This is a genomic window from Lactobacillus sp. UMNPBX17 (assembly GCF_002553735.1).
GTDB classification, from domain to species: Bacteria; Bacillota; Bacilli; order Lactobacillales; family Lactobacillaceae; genus Lactobacillus; species Lactobacillus gallinarum.
The window spans coordinates 1-17,830 of sequence record NZ_PCYT01000012.1; the positions used below are offsets into that span (position 1 = coordinate 1).

Sequence of the window (17,830 nt, forward strand, 5' to 3'; positions counted from 1 at the left end):
TCTAACAAGATTGGACTTTTTTAGTAACTAAAACGATTTAACTAGCACCACGCGTATATTAATATGTGTAACTTACAAGCGAAATCAACAATTATTTTCATTTTGATCATAAAATTGTACTCTGCACACAAAAAAACGGGCTTAAAGCCCGTCATATCAACCTTTGTTTTGCCTCAAAAAATTTTTCTGTCACACAGTCTATTTTCGTGTGCCAAACTGTGTGTCAAATAATCATTTATACAAAAAAATTAACCTTAACTTATCTTCGTAAAACGTTGATAAATCAAGGTTAATCAATCTAAATGAAACTTTATAATGCTGACTAGAGGATTCGAACCTCCGACCTCATCATTACTAGTGACGTGCTCTGCCAACTGAGCTAAGTCAGCAACTCTTCGTTGTCTCACCCGACAACAGTATTAATTAAACCATATGAATTAGACTTGTGCAAGCCTTTTTTGCAAAAAAGTTCAAAAAAGTTTTCAAAACTATCAAATCACTGATTATACGGTAAAATGAATGTGTAGTTTTAATGAAATAAGGAGTGATTTTATGCAAACTCTAGCACCAATTCCAACTGAATTAGATTGGTTGCTTAGAATTATTGTTGCTGCTTTTTGCGGTGGGATTATTGGTTATGAACGTGCTATTCAACGAAAAAGCGCGGGAGTCAGAACACACATCGTAGTCGCAATTGCTTCTGCACTCTTTATGATCGTATCTAAGTATGGATTTACAGATCTTTTAAATATGCGCGATATTGCGCTTGATCCTTCCAGAATTGCCGCACAAATCGTTACTGGCATTTCCTTCATTGGTGCCGGTACAATTTTAGTTAGAAAAGAACAAATTTCTGGTTTAACCACCGCGGCTGGTGTCTGGGCAACTGCTGCTATCGGAATGGCTATCGGGGCTGGCATGTACTTCATTGGAATTCTTTCTACAGCCCTTCTCTTTGTGATTCAAATGCTCTTCCACGATGATGTGATCATCAGCAAGATCACACCTCATGTTCGCTTTAATATCCAAATTGAAGCCATTAACCAGCATCATATTTTATCTAAGATAAAAAAGGAACTTGAGGAAAACAAAGTTGAAAACATCAATATAAAAATTCTAGATGTTAGCGATGAAAGAATTGTATTCTACGTCGATGGCGTTATCAATAATAAAATTAATGAAAACAACATTGTGATGGCACTGCGCAAGTATCCTGATATTACTCGAATTAGTTACACACGCGGTGGACTTAACTAAATCTCGAGCAATTCTGCTTGAGATTTTCTTTTGAAGAAAGATCCTGTAAAATACATCAATATTAATACAGAAAGGACATATATATGTCAGGCACTCTTGATTATTTACGCTGGCGCGGTGACTTAACCTTCAAAGAAAAGCCTTTTAATAGCGTTGACGCCTCTTTATTTTCTTCTTTAATTTATTTACCAGTAGACAAATCAGCTAAGGGGCATACTTTAGCTGAAGTTGCAGAAAAACTGCGCGTTCTCCCATCTTTTCAAGTACAAATGCACGATGAGACAGGCGCACAAATTTGGCTTTTACCTAAAAGTCCACGCCTAGGCAACGTTGAAATCCTAAATTGGACCAATCGCTTAGAAAAAGATCCTTATCCGTTGCAATTTACTGCCGCTACTTTTCGTCTAAATGCCAATACTATTCTCATTGTTTATCGCGGCACCGATAGTTCTATCATTGGCTGGAATGAAGATATGACTATGAATTACATGCCTAAAATCTATGGTCAAGATGTCGCCACCGATTATCTTAGAGAAATGGCCGAAGAATTTCCTAATGATAAAATTTATCTTACTGGTCATTCAAAGGGCGGTAACTACGCAGAATATGCTCTAAGTGTCGTTGAACCTGAATTGCAGGATCGCATTATTAAAGCCATCAGTTTTGATGGTCCCGGCTTCTTTGGTGAAGTATGGCGTTCTCCCGGCTTTGTTCGTGCCCTACCTAAAATGAAGACATACCTACCTGAAGGATCTATTATTGGAGCGATGTTAGATCACCCTGAGCGAGTTTTAATTACTAAAAGCAATGCTTCTATGGTTCAGCAACACGATCCGCGCCGCTGGAGCGTTGGTCGCGATAGTTTCGTTTTAGCTGATGGTCTTACTTCTGGAGCCAGATCTTTGCGCCATTCTCTAATTGATTTCAATCACACAATTCCTGATATTCAACGAGGCGAATTGTGGGACACTATGTTTCAATCATTTGAAGAATTGAATATTACTGACGTCTTCCAAATAACTGCTCATAAGTTACTGGGAACTGTTCGCTTTAGCCGCGTAATTATGTCGCTTACCCCTGATACACGAAAATATATTTTGCACATGATCAACGAGATTATTAACGCAATTTGCGGAAACATTAGCTTACCATTTTCTGAAACAGATTTTGCTCTATATCCAAAAAGCAACGACTCAAATAAGAAGCCGATCTTTTACGAATTCTATGACACTTCAGTTCCAAGCATTTTGCCTGAAGAAATTAAAACTAGATTCAAGACTGAAAAAGATGCGGAAAACAAAAAATTAAAGTAAAAAAGTTTCACATGAAACAAAAAGGACATGCAAGTGCATGTCCTTTTTTAGTATTAAGTTTTTATTCAGTTTGTCGATTGAAAATACTCATGATGAATGAAACCAAAGCAACCAATATTATTGCTCCCAATATGGACGGCACTATTGCCATGCCAGCCATTTGGGGTCCCCATTCACCAAAGATTGCTTGTCCAAGAGTTGAGCCAACTAGCCCAGCTATCGTATTAGCTATAAAGCCCATCGACCCGCCTTTGCCAGTTATGAAACCAGCGGCTAGTCCTATTATGGCACCAACTATTAAAACCCAGATCCAATATAACATAGGATCACCTATTTTCTTTCCATGTAAGGTTTAATAAAACAAACTGCTATTTTAATGATCTTCAAGATCATCCTTTAACTTTTTAGCCTTTTCCTTTATTTTACCCTTAGCTTGTTGAGCTTTTCCTTGTACTTCGCGAGCCTTGTCGCCGGTAACTTTACCTTCGACCTCTTTCACTTTTCCGATAACCTTGTCTTTTAAGCCACTATCTGTTTTTTTCATAGGTAGGACTCCTTTCGGGAAAATAATGTGATAGGTTTTCTATGTTTTTAATATTACACTGATTTGTATCCGATTACGTCAAAAAAGGCTCGCCTTACGTCTTTCTTAACAAGTTGAGCCTTTTTGTTGCATATTTATTTTTGCTTCGTTTTTTACTTGAGCAAATTCTTAGCTAATTCAAAGTCGCCTAAGGTAGCTGAACCATTGTTAGCTACAGCTGGACGAACAATTAATTCATTTAAATCTGGAGTAGCTACATAGTTGTTGTTAAATTCGTCAAAAAACTTTCTTACTTTAGTCAAATCGTCTTCGTTTAATACAGAACCACCCACGATCATCACATCTGGACGAGCAGTCATGTAAACGTTAAAGAGCATTTGTGCAATGTAGTATGCGGAATAAGTGAAGACCTTATTATCACGAGAAAGCTTTTCACCTGGGATACCAGTTCTGCCTTCAAGACTTGGACCAGCTGCCATCCCTTCTACACAAGCATCGTTGTGAAATGGACAGTGACCTTCATAATCATCACCTGGGTAGCGACGGACAAGCATGTGTCCCATTTCAGGGTGGTTGTTAAGCCCAAGCATCTTTCCACCTTGAACGATACCGGCACCCACACCAGTACCTACAGTTGCATAGAAGTAACTCTTAGAATCGTCACGGCCGCGCGCAACATATTCACCATAGCATGATGCATTAACGTCAGTTGTCATTACTACAGGAATACCTAATTCTTTTTCAAAGAAGCCCTTAACATTAGTACCTGACCAACCTGGCTTTGGCGTATCCAAAATATAACCATAAGTTTTTGACTTAGGATTAATATCAATTGGACCAAAAGTACCAATGCCTAATGCATCAACTGGGTGCTTTTTAAAGAATTCTGCAGTCTTTTCCAAGGTTTCCTTATTGGTGGTAGTAGGAATACGGTCTCTTGCGACTTCCTTACCAGTTTCAACATCTTGTACTGCTACGATAAATTTAGTACCACCGGCTTCAATACTGCCGACATATTTCTTATCTGACATATTCTCATCCTTTTCGTAAAAATTTTTATCTCCAAATAGTTTTGTGCTGCACCTATTATAAAGAAAAAAGCCCTTATGTGTAAAGGCTTTCATGCATATGTAATTAAATTTCTTTACTTACGCATTATCTACGACTTCTTTTGAGTCAATTCCTTTGATGGGTTGACCATTTTCATCAAAATAATCATCCAAATCACGACACCAAATCATCGCCATAGTTCCTTGTCCAACGTGCACTCCAACGACTGGGCCAATGATGCTAGTATTGAATTCATACTTAGGGAACTTAGCTTGATAATCCTTGACCCACTCCGCTTTTTTATCTGGATCAAGCGAATCAAAAATCGTGCATTGAATCTTATATGGCATATTCTTAGTTAAATTATCAAAATCTGTTTGGATATGCTTATAAGCCCGCTTGGTTTGACGTTCTTTAGCAATTGCGGAAATGTGTCCTTCAGCTTGCACATCCATTGAAAGAATCGGCTTGATTTTTAATAAAGCACCTACAAAACTAGCTGCATTAGAAAGACGGCCCGTACGCTTCAAGTGGCTTAAATCGTCCACCATAAAGCGCACATCCATTGTTTTCTGTAAGTCAGTTAAATCATGCATGATTAAATCAACGCCTGCTCCGGCTGCGACAAGGCGTCCTGCAAGGATAGCATAATCTGCCTCACCAGCACACGTAATTTTGCTATCAAAAGGATGGACCTTAATTCTAGTTTCGGCTTCAGCGATACTATGCACAGTAGAATAGTAGCTTGAAATACCACTAGATAAGGTAATTACAATCACATCGGTGTAGCCCTCTTGGACATATTCATCAATCTTCTTTTGTAAATTACCGATTGATGGCTGTGAAGTTGAAGGTAATTCACTTTCATCAGCCAATTTTTTATAAAATTCTTCATAGCCAATATCGATCATATCACGGTAAGTCTTATCGCCCCACATAATTGGAATTGGCAAAACATCGATATGATACTTTTCTTGTTGCTCTTTAGTTAAGTAAGCTGAGCTATCGGTTAAAACAGCAATTTTCATAATCTTTCTCCTTTGATTGTTACTTATATTTTAACCGATTTCAGATGGCTTTTAGCAAAAAAATAACCTGCTTTTAAAAAAGCAGGTCTTTTTAATAATCAACTTTAGTTATTATTACTACTGCCGCCAGTAGCTTTGTTAACAATCTTTTGGTATTGACGCAAGCCATCGAAGTCTGAGTCTTTGGCACTTACATAGCCATAATGGTTGTAAATACTTTCAATGATTTGCTTACCCTTCTTAGACTTAGCAATGTTCTTGAATGCCTTAGAAAGTTTAGCTCTAAACTTCTTAGGCATGTCTTTTCTAACTGCGATGGTGTCGTTAGGAATCCACTTAGTGAAGTAGATTGGCACAACGTCAGTCATTGCCTTCTTATCGTCTTGAGCTGCGATGTTACGTGCATCTGAGAAGACGAATGCAGCATCAACGTCACCGTTCAATACTGAAAGAACTTCTTGATCATCACCTTTGATGTTAACAAGCTTACATTCCTTAGTAACATTTAAGCCCTTCTTGTAAAGTTCTGCAACTGGGTAAACGTAACCGGATGAAGAACTTGGATCACCGATAGCAATCTTTTTACCTTTAAGGTCCTTCCATGACTTGATTTTAGAACCCTTCTTAACCACGATCATACCGCGGTATTTGTGCATCAAAGTGTGGTTCATCTTACCAGATGGTTCATCATAGCCGTAACGTTCAGCTTGTAAAAGTACGTCCGCAATTCCGCGTTTATGAGCAAGGATGTAAGAATATGGTGGCATGAAACCAACGTCAACTTTCTTAGATGACATAGCTTCAACCAAACCACTGTAGTCTGTAGAAACTGTTACGTGAACTGGAATATGCAATTGCTTTTGTAAAAGCGTTCCAAGTGGTTTGGCCTTAGCTTCCATCTTGTTAGCTTGAGTACTTGGTACGAATTCGACATTCAATTCTTTTGGTTCATTTGATGAAGATGAACTACTCTTTTGATTGTTCGAACATGCCGCAAGTGAAACAGTAGCTAAAACTGCTAAAGCTCCAACTAATACTTTTTTAAACTTCATAAACCTGAAATTCCTCCAAAAAATTAATTAATAGGTTTCATCACATAAATAGGTATAACAGAAAAAATGCTAGATTTCAATATAAAATACGAATTATATTATTTATATTTATGGCCATTGTTCTGATATTTATTTTATATTTGCTGTGATATCAACGTTCATCATTTAATATTCGGATTTTGAATATTCTTAATAAATAAAAAAGCACATGCTTTTAACATGTGCTTAATTGCCATCAGGATCATCATGAGCATAATCCAGGTTCGAGAAGCGGTTATATGGCTTCGAGAACATTAATTTAACAGTCCCACGACTACCTGAACGGTTCTTTTCAATAATTACTTCAACTTCACCGTTATCGTCTTCTGCTCCGACTTCACTACTGCTACCGCTATTTTCATTATCTTCGGGTTCATCGCGGTAATAGTCATCACGATATAAGAAAGATACAATATCGGCATCCTGTTCAATTGACCCAGATTCACGAATATCGGACAATACAGGCCGTTTATCCTGCCTCTGCTCAACCGACCGTGATAACTGGGAAAGGGCAATAACGGGCACGTGAAGTTCCTTAGCCAGCTTTTTCAATTGACGTGAGATTGCGGAAACTTCTTGTTGCCGTGATTCACTACGTGGACCTTCAATCAGCTGCAGGTAGTCGATTACAATTAGCCCCAGATTACCTTTTTCTTTGGCTAATCTTCTGGCTTTTGCACGGATTTCACTCATTTTAATACCCGGAGTATCATCGATAAAAATATCCGTGTTAGCAAGCGAGCCTGACGCAATTACTAACTTGCGCCATTCTTCTTCATCCAGCTGACCTGTTCTTAAATGCTGAGAATCTATTAGTCCTAAGGATGCTAACATTCTTTGAACTAACTGTTCTCCACTCATTTCTAGAGAAAACATCGCCACGGTTTTATCCGTATGCAGCCCCACAAACTGTGCCACATTCAATGCAAATGACGTCTTACCTACACCAGGCCTTGCAGCGATAATGATCAATTCATCATCATGAAAACCAGTCGTCATCTTATCCAGCTCAGCGAATCCTGTTGGCAATCCTGTAACCATGTTGCCGTCATCAGGGATATTATTAATATCCTTAATAGTGGAATTAACGATTTCTTTGATTGTTCTGAAACCACCACTATTATTTTCTGATGAGACATTCATAATTTCGCTTTCCGCGTCATCAAGAATATCAGTTACATCATCTGAACCATCAATTGCGTTAGAAATAATCTTTTGACTAGCAGAAATCAGTCTGCGCAATAACGCCTTTCGGTGCACAATTTGCGCATAGTAAGTAACGTGCGCGGCGGTAGGCGTTGCCAGTGCTAATTCTGAAACATAACTAATCCCACCAATGTCATCTAGCTGATTTCTCTTATTTAGTTCATCTTGAAGAGTCAGCGGATCAATTGCATCCCCGCGATCTGACAAATCCAGCATCGCTTGATAGATGATCTGATTTGCTCTTTCATAAAAATCTTCCGGTTGAACTACCGCACTCGCATCAGCAATTGCTTCTGGATCAATAAAAATCGCGCCCAGAACAGCCTTTTCGGCATCTGAGTCGTGTGGAATTTGTTGAGAAACAATATTATCCATCAATCACAACCACTTTTTATCAAAAATAAAATTAGTCTTGTTCAGTAACGTGTACACGAATAGTAGCTTCAACACCCTTGAACAACTTAGCGTGAACATTAGTGTAACCTAAAGTCTTGATTGGTTCTGGCAAGTTCAACTTGCGCTTATCAACCTTGATACCATATTGCTTTTCAAGGCCTTCTACAATCTTCTTGCTTGAAATTGAACCAAACAAACGTGAATCTGTACCAGCCTTTGACTTGAAGTTAACGATTGTATCGTCTTTTTCAAGCTCTGCCTTAATCTTTTTAGCTTCTGCCTTTTCAGCTTCGTAAGCAGCCTTTTCGTTAGCTTCTACACGCTTTAAGGTATTCATGTTACCCTTGGTAGCTGCCTTAGCCAAGCCACGCTTGATTAAATAGTTTTGTGCATATCCATCTGGAACTTCCTTAACTTGTCCACGCTTGCCACGACCTCTAACGTCTTGTGTAAAAATAACCTTCATTTTGTTCTCCTTTATTCATTTTCCTTTTCGTATTCATCAATTGCTTGAAGCAATTTTGCTCTTGCTTCTTCAATAGTAACACCTTTAATCTGAGTAGCCGCATTAGAAAGATGGCCGCCACCGCCCAGCTTTTCCATAATAATCTGCACATTAATCTTACCCATTGAACGTGCAGAAATACCGATAGTGTCTGGAGTGCGCCGAGTAATGGCAAAACTAGCACCCACATTTTCCAAATCAAGTGCCGTATCAGCTGCTTGAGCCGTGATAATTGGATCGATAATCTTATCATCAGGTCCACACAAAACAGCCATATGCGGCTTTACCATCTTCAATGTAGCAACCAAATGTGTTCTCTCAAGGAAACTATCAATATCTTCCTTGAGCAGTGAACTTACCACAGCTGAATCAGCGCCGATTGACCGCAAGTAACTTGCGGCATCAAAGGTTCGAGTCCCCGTTCTAAGCGAGAATTCTTTAGAATCAACTACGATACCGGCAAGCATTGCAGTTGCTTCTAGATCTGTTAAAACTTGCTTGCCTTGCGCTGGCTGTTGATACTCGATCATTTCAGTAACCAACTCACAGGCTGAAGAAGCATATGGTTCAACATAGGTAAGCATTGGATTCTCTGGGAACTCTTCACCACGTCTATGGTGATCAATTACGATAATTCTATTCTTCAAACGATCATACAAGGCTTGAGAATAAGTAATTGAATACTTAGAGTGATCAACCATAACCAACATTGATTTATCAGTTGCTTCAGCTAGAGCCTCCTCAGGACTGATAAAAATATCTTTATCCTGATTCTTCTGTTGCATTCTGATCACTAAGCGCCCTACGTCATAATTTGTTTTATTAGTATCTAAAACAAAATTAGCTTTTACGCCATGAAGGCGAGCCAACTTTACGACACCAATACCACTACCAACTGAGTCCATGTCTGGACGCTGATGTCCAACGACGAAAACACGGTCCGCATCTTTGAATAGTTCACTAATTGCTTGAGAGACCATTCTAGCTCTGACTCTAGTTCGCTTCTCCATTGGGTTGGATTTACCACCATAAAAGCGTGCATCCTTGCCCGGTTGACGAAGCACAACTTGATCCCCGCCTCGACCTAAGGCTAAATCAAGATTAGATTGTGCCTGGTTGGCAATTTCAGAGAGTGAATCGGAGCCGAAGGCAATCCCGACTGACAAGGTAAGCGGAGTGTTGTTACGGCTAGTTTCTTGTCGTACTTTATCTAAGACAGAGAACTTATCCTTTTCCATCTCAGCTAAATCTTGCATATGTACTAGCAGTAAAAAGTGATCTTCATCGATCCGCTTTAAATATGCCTTAAACTTCTTAGCATAATTACTTAACGTGTTTTGTACATATGAACTCATGCTGGTCAGTTCCTGATCATGCATTGTTTCGCTTAACTCATCATAATTATCAATAAAGATCTGTCCAATAGCCAGACGCTCAGCTTCATACTTATCTTCGATTTTTGCATAACGCGTAATATCTAGCAGATAAATTACGCCCAAATCATCTTGGACCACCATTTCAAAACGGTGTCCATCCCAATTAACTATATGGTTTTCTGAGGTTTTAGCTTCAATCGCTTCATTCAACAATTTATTCAGATCTGGATCTACAGCTTCAATTGTGTGACCTACTAAATCCGTATCTTTAAGATACAATTGCAAATAAGGATTCACCCATTGAATCTGATGATCAGAATCATAGAGCAAAATACCGAGTGGCATCTTGATCATGGCTTCTTGCTCACTACGTTTTATTCGGTAAGACAGATTAACGGCAAAATTAGTTGCCTTACCTGCCAAAATGTAGGTTCCATAAATGGCAAAAGCAACAGACATAATAAAAATTAGCACCATTGCTAAACCAAATAATGGACTCATAATCATCGCAATAATACTTCCCACTAAAGAAAGTACTAAAATGATTACTACGGAAGCTGTTAATCGCGAATCTTTAATAAATTCAGGCAATTCAAGCTTACGTAAAAAATCTTTCATGAAGATCCTTCCTATTACAAGGTAAAATATATCAGTATCAATTATACATTATTACGCGTTATGAATGAAAAAATGGCACTAAAAAAGGGCAGGAAATAATCCTGTCCTTTTGGTTTGTATTCGATCTAATTTTAATTAGTCTTCAGCAACAAATGGTAACAAGCCCATGATACGAGCTCTCTTAATAGCATTTGCAACTTTACGTTGGTTCTTAGCACTAGTGCCAGTAACACGACGTGGTAAAATCTTACCTCTTTCTGAGATAAAACGTTTCAACAGATCGACATCCTTGTAGTCAACGTAATCGATGTGGTTAGCTGCAATGTAGTCAACCTTACGACGACGACGGCCGCCTCTTCTTTGTTGAGCCATGTTCTAGAATCCTTTCTTTAAATATTTTTAGAATGGAAGATCATCATCAGAAATATCAATCGGATCGCCAGATCCTGCGAATGGATCTTGAGCGTTGTTTGATTGATTATTAGTATTCTGAGTAGTATTTTGTGATCCACCATTATTTTGGAAGTTGTTAGTGCTTGGAGCACCAGCATTTCCAGTATTTGGTGTATAACCACCATTTTGACCGCGGGCCTCACGATCCTTGCGTGATTCGAGCAATGCGAAGTTATCAACAACAACTTCAGTTACATATACTCTTTGCCCATCTTTATTGTCATAACTTCTGGTTTGAATACGGCCATCAATACCAACTAATGAACCCTTTGAAGTAAAGTTACAGAAGTTTTCTGCAGATTTTCTCCAAATTACACAGCTGATAAAGTCCGCGCCCCTCTCACCTTGGCTATTTGTAAATTGACGGTCAACAGCAAGAGTAAACGTAGCAACCGAGATTCCACTCCCAGTAGTACGCAATTCAGGATCACGTGTTAAACGGCCAACAAGTACAACTCTATTAATCATACTTATGTCCTTCCTTTCCTAAATCACGAAAACAATAAATTAAAATTACTTGTCTAACTTAACGGTCATTGAACGTAAGATAGCGCTGTCAATCTTTGACAAACGGCTAAATTCGTTAACTGCGTCAGCGTTGTCAGCAGTGAAAGTCATAATGTGGTAAGTACCTTCACGATACTTATCAATTTCATATGCGAAACGACGCTTGCCCCAGTCTTTGGATTCTACCATAGTACCACCGTTATCAGCGATAACCTTGTCGTAGTTTTCTACGAGGGCCTTCTTTGATTCTTCATCAACATCAGGCTTGATAATGTAAGTTACTTCGTACTTTGTAGTTGCCATGACTAATGCACCTCCTTTTGGACTATATGGTTCTTGCTAAAATCAAGAACAAGGAGTAATTGAAATATTACTCGCAATTTCTAATTCTAGCATATAAATAAAAAATTACCAAACAGTTTTTCACGTGATCCTAAATAGTTTTTTACTGTTCATTATTTATTACGCAAAAAAGTTTGATAATTTTTTTAAAACTTCAAATTTTTTGATTTTTTAATTAATTACTCATTATCGTCATTGTCATCTTCATCATCAACTTGATCTTGATCAGCTTCAGATGGAACAATGGTCAAACTTGCGACTTGACTATCGTCGTTAACTTTAATCAAGCGAACACCCATAGTACTACGTCCAGTTTGAGAAACATCCTTTGTCTTAAAGCGGATCATAATACCATCAGTAGTGATAACCATGATGTCCTTGCCCTTACTAATAACGATTACGCCAGCAAGTAGGCCATTCTTTTCAGTGATATTAGCAGTCTTGATACCTTTACCACCACGGCCCTTAACTGGATATTCTGCAGCTGGAGTACGTTTACCGTAGCCTTTTTCAGAAATGACTAATACCTGGTCGTCTGCACCTAATACACCAGAACCAACTACATAATCATGATCACGTAAGTTAATTCCGCGTACACCCGCAGCAGTTCTACCCATAGCACGAACGTCGCTTTCCTTGAAGGTAACGGCATAACCCGAGTGAGTACCGATCAAAATGTTTTGGTTGCCATCAGTGGTCAAAACGTTGCTCAATTCATCCCCATCACGGAGAGTAAGGGCAATCAAACCACTGTTTCTAATGTTAGAAAATTCGCTAACGTGGGTACGCTTAACTGTTCCCATCTTGGTGATAAAGAACAAGTAGTTATCATCCGCATTTTCAGGAATGTTGATAACTGTTTGAACCTTTTCGCCCTTCTCTAATTGGAGCAAGTTAACTACTGGCAATCCCTTGGCCATACGACCATATTCTGGAATTTCATATGCCTTCTTTGAGTAAACTTTACCCGCATTAGTAAAGAACAAAAGCATGTCATGTGTACTTGAGTAAATTAAGTGTTCGATAAAGTCACCATCTTGAACACCCATACCCTTAATACCTTTACCACCACGGTTTTGGGTCTTAAATTCTTGAATTGGCATTCTCTTGATGTAACCATTGTGAGTTACAGTCAAAAGAATATTTTGTTTTTCAATTAAATCTTCATCTTCAATTGAAACAACTTCGCTAGCACCAATTTCGGTTCTACGCTTATCACCAAAGCGCTTTTGGATATCTAATAATTCATCATAAATAATCTTATCGATCCGTTCAGGCTTAGCCAAAATATCTTTGTAATCGGCAATCTTAGCTTGCAACTCTCTATATTCGGCCTCAACCTTATCTCGTTCCAAGCCTGTTAAACGTACAAGACGCATATCCAAAATTGCTTGAGATTGCTTATCATCAAGACCGAAGCGACTAATTAAAGTTGCCTTAGCGATATCACTTGATTGACTGTTACGGATAATATGAACAATTTCATCAATATTATCTAGAGCAATTCGCAACCCTTCAAGAATATGGGCTCTAGCCTCAGCCTTAGCTAATTCGAACTTGGTTCTACGAGTTACAACATCTTCTTGGTGGTCCAAGTAATATTGCAACATTTGCTTCAAAGTTAAGAAGTGTGGTGCACCATCAACAATGGCAACCATGTTCATGCCGAAGTTAGCCTGCATTTGAGTTTGTTTGAACAAATTATTCAAAACAACACTGGCACTGGCATCCCTACGAATATCAATAGTAATTCGCATACCAGTCTGGTCAGATTCATCACGAACACCAGTAATTCCATCGATGATCTTTTCACGTGCTAAGTCAGCAATCTTCTTAACTAATTCAGCCTTATTAACCATGAAAGGAATTTCGCTAACAATAATTCTTTCACGGCCACTCTTTTCTGTTTCGATATTCGTTTTGGCACGTACAACGATGTTGCCCTTACCAGTTTCATAAGCACGATAAATTCCACCGCGACCCATAATAATTCCACCAGTTGGGAAATCAGGGCCTGGAATAACCTTCATCAAATCCTTAGTAGTGGCATCAGGATTTTTCATCAACATGTGCAAACCACTAATTACTTCGCTCAAGTTATGAGGTGGGATATTAGTTGTCATACCAACAGCAATACCGTTAGCACCGTTAACTAACAAGTTAGGAATTCTAGCTGGCAATACTACTGGTTCATTTTCAGTATCATCATAGTTTCTTTGCCAGTCGATTGTGTTTTTATTGATATCACGAAGCATTTCAACAGCGATTTTGCTCATTCTTGCTTCGGTATAACGCATTGCGGCTGGTTCGTCTCCATCAACAGAACCGAAGTTACCGTGACCATCAACTAACATGTAACGGTATGAAAAGTCTTGTGCCATGTGCGCCATAGCTAAATAAATTGATGAGTCACCGTGTGGGTGGAATTTACCCATAACTTCCCCAACAATTCTGGCACTTTTCTTGTATGGCTTATCAGGCGTAACACCTAATTCGCTCATTCCATAAAGAATACGACGCTGTACAGGCTTCAAACCATCGCGAACATCAGGCAAAGCACGAGCTACAATAACTGACATTGCATAGTCCAGGAATGAACTACGCATCATGCTAGTTAAATCGACGTTTCTAATTCTACGATCTTGAGTTTGATTATCGTCCATCTAACCTCTCCTATGCATCCAAATTTTCAACATATTTAGCATTCTTTTGAATAAAGTCACGTCTTGGAGCAACTTCATTACCCATTAAAAGTTCAAAGACTGCATCCGCATCCTTGGCATATTCAGGACTTACTCGATCCAAACGTCTATTTTCTGGATTCATAGTAGTTTCCCATAATTGTTCTGGGTCCATTTCACCTAACCCCTTGTAACGCTGTACAACTGGCTTAGGACTTGGTTGCAAACTACCTAAGTAATCATGCAATTCTTCATCAGTATCAAGATATTTAATTACCTTACCCTGACGAACCTGATACAGAGGTGGACGAGCGATGTATACATATCCCTTTTCAATCATTGGACGCATGTAATTGTAAAACAGCGTCAAAAGCAAAGTTCTAATGTGAGCACCGTCGACATCGGCATCAGTCATGATAATTAACTTATGGTAACGAGCCTTAGACACATCAAAATCTGCACCAAAGCCTGTACCCAAAGCTGTAAATAAAGATCTGATTTCTTGGTTAGCTAAAATACGATCCATTGAAGCTTTTTCAACGTTCAAGATCTTACCTCTGATTGGCAAAATTGCTTGGGTCAAACGAGATCTACCTTGTTTTGCTGAACCACCGGCTGAATTACCCTCAACGATAAATAATTCAGAAATACTTGGATCATTACTGGTATTGTCAGCTAATTTACCTGGCAAGTTTGCAATTTCCAAACCGGACTTTTTACGGGTAACTTCACGCGCACGCTTAGCAGCTGTTCTAGCACGTTCAGCAAGTTGTCCCTTTTCCACAATCTTGCGTCCAACAGATGGATTTTCCATTAAGAAACGGCTAAAAGTCTCAGAGAATGACTTATCTACTGCTGTTCTAGCATCTGAGTTACCCAACTTAGTCTTGGTCTGACCTTCAAACTGAGGACTTGGGTGCTTAACTGAAACAACAGCTGTCATTCCTTCACGGATATCTTCACCAGAAAGATTGTCATCCTTATCCTTTAAGATCTTAGCCTTGTGCGCATAGTCGTTGACTACACGAGTTAAAGCAGTCTTAAAACCAGCCTCGTGCATCCCACCTTCATAGGTGTGGATATTATTAGCGAAAGTCATCAAAGTGGTCTTATAGCCATTTGTATATTGCAAAGCAACTTCCACATCAATACCGTTATAAGTACTTTCAACATAGATTGGTTCATCAAATAATACTTCTTGTCCTTTGTTCAAAAAGGCAACGTATTCTTTAATACCTCCTTCGTACTTGTATACGTCGGTTTCAGCACTATCTTTACGTTTATCAGTAAAAGTAAGCTTTAATCCCTTGTTTAAAAATGCAAGTTCACGAATTCTATTCTTTAAGATCTTGTCATCAAAAGTAGTAGTTTCAGTAAAAATATCAGGATCTGGATAGAAATGAACAATAGTACCATGTTGATCAAGTGGCACAGTACCAATTTGTTTCATATCATCCTTAACACGGCCGTGATCAAAATCAATGAAATACTTTTTACCATCACGCATGACAGTTACATCAAGCTTAGTGGACAAAGCATTTACAACAGATGCACCAACACCGTGCAAACCACCTGATACCTTGTATCCGCCACCGCCGAATTTGCCACCGGCGTGAAGTACAGTAAATACAGTCTCTAATGCTGGACGACCTGTCTTTTTCTGAATATCTACTGGGATACCACGACCATCATCTTGAACAGTAACACTACCATCCTCATTAACAGTAATTTCAATCTTGGTAGCAAAACCAGCAAGTCGTTCATCAATACTGTTATCAATAATTTCCCACACTAAGTGGTGCAATCCCTGAGAACTAGTCGAACCGATATACATACCTGGTCGCTTACGAACAGCCTCCAGGCCGCCTAAGACTTGAATTTGACTGGCATTATACTTGTCGGCCTCTTTTTCATATTTTTTGACCTTATCAAGATTTTTCTTTGAATTATCAGCCATTTAATTCTCCTTCTCAAAACTAATTTTGCCAGATTGAATGTGGTACACACGTGGCTTCTTAATTATTTCCCAGGAAATTCCTTCCAGATCTGTTGTAGTGATAAAGGTCTGAGTCTTTCCATGAATATAATTAAGGAGTGCACTTTGACGAGTGTGATCTAGCTCACTCATCACATCATCTAATAACAACAATGGATATTCATCAGTTAATTGATGGATCAACTGAATTTCTGCCAACTTTACACTTAAAGCAATGGAACGTTGCTGTCCCTGGGAAGCATATAAATGGGCATTTTTACCATCGAGCTTAAACTCAATATCGTCTCGGTGCGGTCCAGACGTAGTAGTACCCTTCCGCATTTCAATCGCTTTATTGCGTTCAAAGTTTGCTAGTATTTTTTGATAAATCTCTTCAACAGTATCATCCGCTTCAATAGTAGAAACAGATGGGTGGTACGCTATTGCTAGCTTCTCACCACCCAAACTGATATGTGCATATGCATCGCTAGCATAGTGACTTAAATATCGCAAAAACTTAAAACGACGAAAAATCACTTCTGCAGCAATACCTGCAAGCTGATCTGACAATACATCTAAAAAGACCTGATCATTTGTTTTTCCTTTGGTAAGTTGCTTTAAATAATTATTTTTTTGAAGCAAAACTTGCCGATACTTACTAGCAAAGTATAAATATTCCGCATTTATTTGACCGAATTCTTGGTCCATAAATCTTCTCCGCAAGGCTGGAGCACCCTTTATCAACTCCAAATCCTCCGGAGAAAATAAAATTGCATTTAATTGGCCAACGTACTTCGATAACTTAGCTTGCTCAACACGATTAATCCATACTTTTTTACCCTTTTGGGTGATCAAAACACGCAATGTTAGATCAACCTGGCTTTTTTGCACATGACCAAGCAAATTGGTGTATTCGCCACCAAAACCTATTAATTCTTTATCAGAATTGGTTCTATGGGATCTAGTCAACGCTAAAAAATAGATTGCTTCCAAAAGATTGGTTTTTCCCTGCGCATTTTTGCCAATAAAAATATTGACGTTAGGATCAAAATCGATATCAAGCTTTTTTAAATTACGAAAATTTTGAACTACAAAATGATCAAGATACATTACTCTTCCCGCCGAAATTCATATTCTTGCCCATTAACTAGCAAATGATCTCCAACGCGAATTTTTTTACCTCTACGATTCTCAAGTGCTCCATTTAAAGTTACTGGATTATCTTGGAGATAAAATTTAGCTTGCCCGCCTGACGAAACAACGCTCTCTTCTTTAAGGAATTGCCCTAAAGTTATACAGTCGCCAACAATTGTAAAATATTTGATGATGTTCACCTTCAATACTCTTTTTACCTATATAATTATATTAGTTTTCATAACAAATAACAAACTTAAACCGCTATTTAAGGCGTTTTCTGCGGTTTTTTTGCAAATAACCTGATCACACTATCCCGAATAAAAAATACTAGAGCATCGATTTTTAGCATTT

Annotated in this window: 17 protein-coding genes and 1 tRNA gene; 2 read left to right on the forward strand and 16 right to left on the reverse strand. The window is 38.6% G+C overall.

Annotated features, from left to right (window positions below; genetic code table 11):
* Positions 1-316: 316 nt before the first annotated feature.
* Positions 317-389 (reverse strand) — tRNA-Thr (locus CP368_RS03200).
* A 163-nt stretch (positions 390-552) separates the two neighbouring features.
* Between CP368_RS03200 and CP368_RS03205 the strand changes: the two genes are divergently transcribed.
* Together CP368_RS03205 and CP368_RS03210 are read left to right on the forward strand one after the other, a co-directional pair.
* Positions 553-1,257, forward strand: a complete 705-nt coding sequence (locus CP368_RS03205) for an MgtC/SapB family protein (protein ID WP_087176501.1) — start codon at positions 553-555, stop codon at positions 1,255-1,257.
* A gap of 83 nt (positions 1,258-1,340) precedes the next feature.
* The gene (locus tag CP368_RS03210) at positions 1,341-2,570 is read left to right on the forward strand and encodes a DUF2974 domain-containing protein (RefSeq protein ID WP_098045749.1); all 1,230 of its coding nucleotides are present in this window, start codon (positions 1,341-1,343) and stop codon (positions 2,568-2,570) included.
* A 61-nt stretch (positions 2,571-2,631) separates the two neighbouring features.
* Here the strand turns inward: CP368_RS03210 and CP368_RS03215 are convergent, their stop codons facing one another.
* From CP368_RS03215 to yaaA, 15 genes are all read right to left on the reverse strand, one after another.
* A complete protein-coding gene (locus CP368_RS03215; RefSeq protein WP_087176503.1) occupies positions 2,632-2,892 on the reverse strand; it encodes a GlsB/YeaQ/YmgE family stress response membrane protein in 261 nt (86 codons plus the stop codon).
* A gap of 51 nt (positions 2,893-2,943) precedes the next feature.
* Positions 2,944-3,114, reverse strand: a complete 171-nt coding sequence (locus CP368_RS03220; protein WP_098043992.1) for a CsbD family protein — start codon at positions 3,112-3,114, stop codon at positions 2,944-2,946.
* Between the two features lie 152 nt (positions 3,115-3,266).
* Complete coding sequence (locus CP368_RS03225) at positions 3,267-4,145, reverse strand: ROK family protein (RefSeq protein WP_098045750.1); 879 nt, start codon at positions 4,143-4,145, stop codon at positions 3,267-3,269.
* A gap of 117 nt (positions 4,146-4,262) precedes the next feature.
* The gene (locus tag CP368_RS03230) at positions 4,263-5,192 is read right to left on the reverse strand and encodes a DegV family protein (protein ID WP_098045751.1); all 930 of its coding nucleotides are present in this window, start codon (positions 5,190-5,192) and stop codon (positions 4,263-4,265) included.
* A gap of 104 nt (positions 5,193-5,296) precedes the next feature.
* Entirely contained in the window at positions 5,297-6,244 is a 948-nt protein-coding gene (locus tag CP368_RS03235; RefSeq protein WP_013436851.1) for a phosphate/phosphite/phosphonate ABC transporter substrate-binding protein, read from the reverse strand.
* Between the two features lie 225 nt (positions 6,245-6,469).
* On the reverse strand, positions 6,470-7,864 hold the full coding sequence (gene dnaB, locus CP368_RS03240) for a replicative DNA helicase (RefSeq protein WP_087176507.1): 1,395 nt from the start codon (positions 7,862-7,864) through the stop codon (positions 6,470-6,472).
* A gap of 31 nt (positions 7,865-7,895) precedes the next feature.
* Complete coding sequence (gene rplI / locus CP368_RS03245) at positions 7,896-8,351, reverse strand: 50S ribosomal protein L9 (RefSeq protein WP_087363427.1); 456 nt, start codon at positions 8,349-8,351, stop codon at positions 7,896-7,898.
* Positions 8,352-8,362: 11 nt separating this feature from the next.
* A complete protein-coding gene (locus tag CP368_RS03250) occupies positions 8,363-10,384 on the reverse strand; it encodes a DHH family phosphoesterase (RefSeq protein WP_098036448.1) in 2,022 nt (673 codons plus the stop codon).
* A gap of 135 nt (positions 10,385-10,519) precedes the next feature.
* The gene (gene rpsR, locus CP368_RS03255) at positions 10,520-10,756 is read right to left on the reverse strand and encodes a 30S ribosomal protein S18 (RefSeq protein WP_003549366.1); all 237 of its coding nucleotides are present in this window, start codon (positions 10,754-10,756) and stop codon (positions 10,520-10,522) included.
* Between the two features lie 27 nt (positions 10,757-10,783).
* Complete coding sequence (ssb, locus tag CP368_RS03260; protein WP_087235765.1) at positions 10,784-11,305, reverse strand: single-stranded DNA-binding protein; 522 nt, start codon at positions 11,303-11,305, stop codon at positions 10,784-10,786.
* A gap of 45 nt (positions 11,306-11,350) precedes the next feature.
* On the reverse strand, positions 11,351-11,647 hold the full coding sequence (gene rpsF / locus CP368_RS03265) for a 30S ribosomal protein S6 (protein ID WP_098036449.1): 297 nt from the start codon (positions 11,645-11,647) through the stop codon (positions 11,351-11,353).
* 218 nt (positions 11,648-11,865) lie between these two features.
* On the reverse strand, positions 11,866-14,349 hold the full coding sequence (gene gyrA / locus CP368_RS03270; RefSeq protein WP_056945598.1) for a DNA gyrase subunit A: 2,484 nt from the start codon (positions 14,347-14,349) through the stop codon (positions 11,866-11,868).
* Between the two features lie 10 nt (positions 14,350-14,359).
* Positions 14,360-16,324 carry a DNA topoisomerase (ATP-hydrolyzing) subunit B gene (gyrB, locus tag CP368_RS03275; protein WP_056945597.1) on the reverse strand — a complete coding sequence of 655 codons (1,965 nt, stop codon included), beginning with the start codon at positions 16,322-16,324 and terminating at the stop codon, positions 14,360-14,362.
* Positions 16,325-17,452, reverse strand: coding sequence for a DNA replication/repair protein RecF (gene recF, locus CP368_RS03280; protein WP_098043988.1), 1,128 nt, complete (start codon positions 17,450-17,452; stop codon positions 16,325-16,327).
* Entirely contained in the window at positions 17,452-17,676 is a 225-nt protein-coding gene (gene yaaA / locus CP368_RS03285) for a S4 domain-containing protein YaaA (protein ID WP_025006343.1), read from the reverse strand. The genes recF and yaaA overlap by 1 nt, the downstream gene beginning before the upstream one ends.
* Positions 17,677-17,830 lie beyond the last annotated feature (154 nt).

What these genes read in the sequence shown, in the direction of transcription:
- CP368_RS03225 (WP_098045750.1), bottom strand. Translation starts at nt 4,145, where the DNA reads ATGTCAGATAAGAAATATGTCGGCAGTATTGAAGCCGGTGGTACTAAA.
- recF (WP_098043988.1), bottom strand. Translation starts at nt 17,452, where the DNA reads ATGTATCTTGATCATTTTGTAGTTCAAAATTTTCGTAATTTAAAAAAG.
- rplI (WP_087363427.1), bottom strand. Translation starts at nt 8,351, where the DNA reads ATGAAGGTTATTTTTACACAAGACGTTAGAGGTCGTGGCAAGCGTGGA.
- CP368_RS03205 (WP_087176501.1), top strand. Translation starts at nt 553, where the DNA reads ATGCAAACTCTAGCACCAATTCCAACTGAATTAGATTGGTTGCTTAGA.
- CP368_RS03230 (WP_098045751.1), bottom strand. Translation starts at nt 5,192, where the DNA reads ATGAAAATTGCTGTTTTAACCGATAGCTCAGCTTACTTAACTAAAGAG.
- rpsF (WP_098036449.1), bottom strand. Translation starts at nt 11,647, where the DNA reads ATGGCAACTACAAAGTACGAAGTAACTTACATTATCAAGCCTGATGTT.
- CP368_RS03235 (WP_013436851.1), bottom strand. Translation starts at nt 6,244, where the DNA reads ATGAAGTTTAAAAAAGTATTAGTTGGAGCTTTAGCAGTTTTAGCTACT.
- CP368_RS03215 (WP_087176503.1), bottom strand. Translation starts at nt 2,892, where the DNA reads ATGTTATATTGGATCTGGGTTTTAATAGTTGGTGCCATAATAGGACTA.
- ssb (WP_087235765.1), bottom strand. Translation starts at nt 11,305, where the DNA reads ATGATTAATAGAGTTGTACTTGTTGGCCGTTTAACACGTGATCCTGAA.
- rpsR (WP_003549366.1), bottom strand. Translation starts at nt 10,756, where the DNA reads ATGGCTCAACAAAGAAGAGGCGGCCGTCGTCGTCGTAAGGTTGACTAC.
- gyrA (WP_056945598.1), bottom strand. Translation starts at nt 14,349, where the DNA reads ATGGACGATAATCAAACTCAAGATCGTAGAATTAGAAACGTCGATTTA.
- CP368_RS03250 (WP_098036448.1), bottom strand. Translation starts at nt 10,384, where the DNA reads ATGAAAGATTTTTTACGTAAGCTTGAATTGCCTGAATTTATTAAAGAT.
- dnaB (WP_087176507.1), bottom strand. Translation starts at nt 7,864, where the DNA reads ATGGATAATATTGTTTCTCAACAAATTCCACACGACTCAGATGCCGAA.
- CP368_RS03210 (WP_098045749.1), top strand. Translation starts at nt 1,341, where the DNA reads ATGTCAGGCACTCTTGATTATTTACGCTGGCGCGGTGACTTAACCTTC.
- gyrB (WP_056945597.1), bottom strand. Translation starts at nt 16,324, where the DNA reads ATGGCTGATAATTCAAAGAAAAATCTTGATAAGGTCAAAAAATATGAA.
- CP368_RS03220 (WP_098043992.1), bottom strand. Translation starts at nt 3,114, where the DNA reads ATGAAAAAAACAGATAGTGGCTTAAAAGACAAGGTTATCGGAAAAGTG.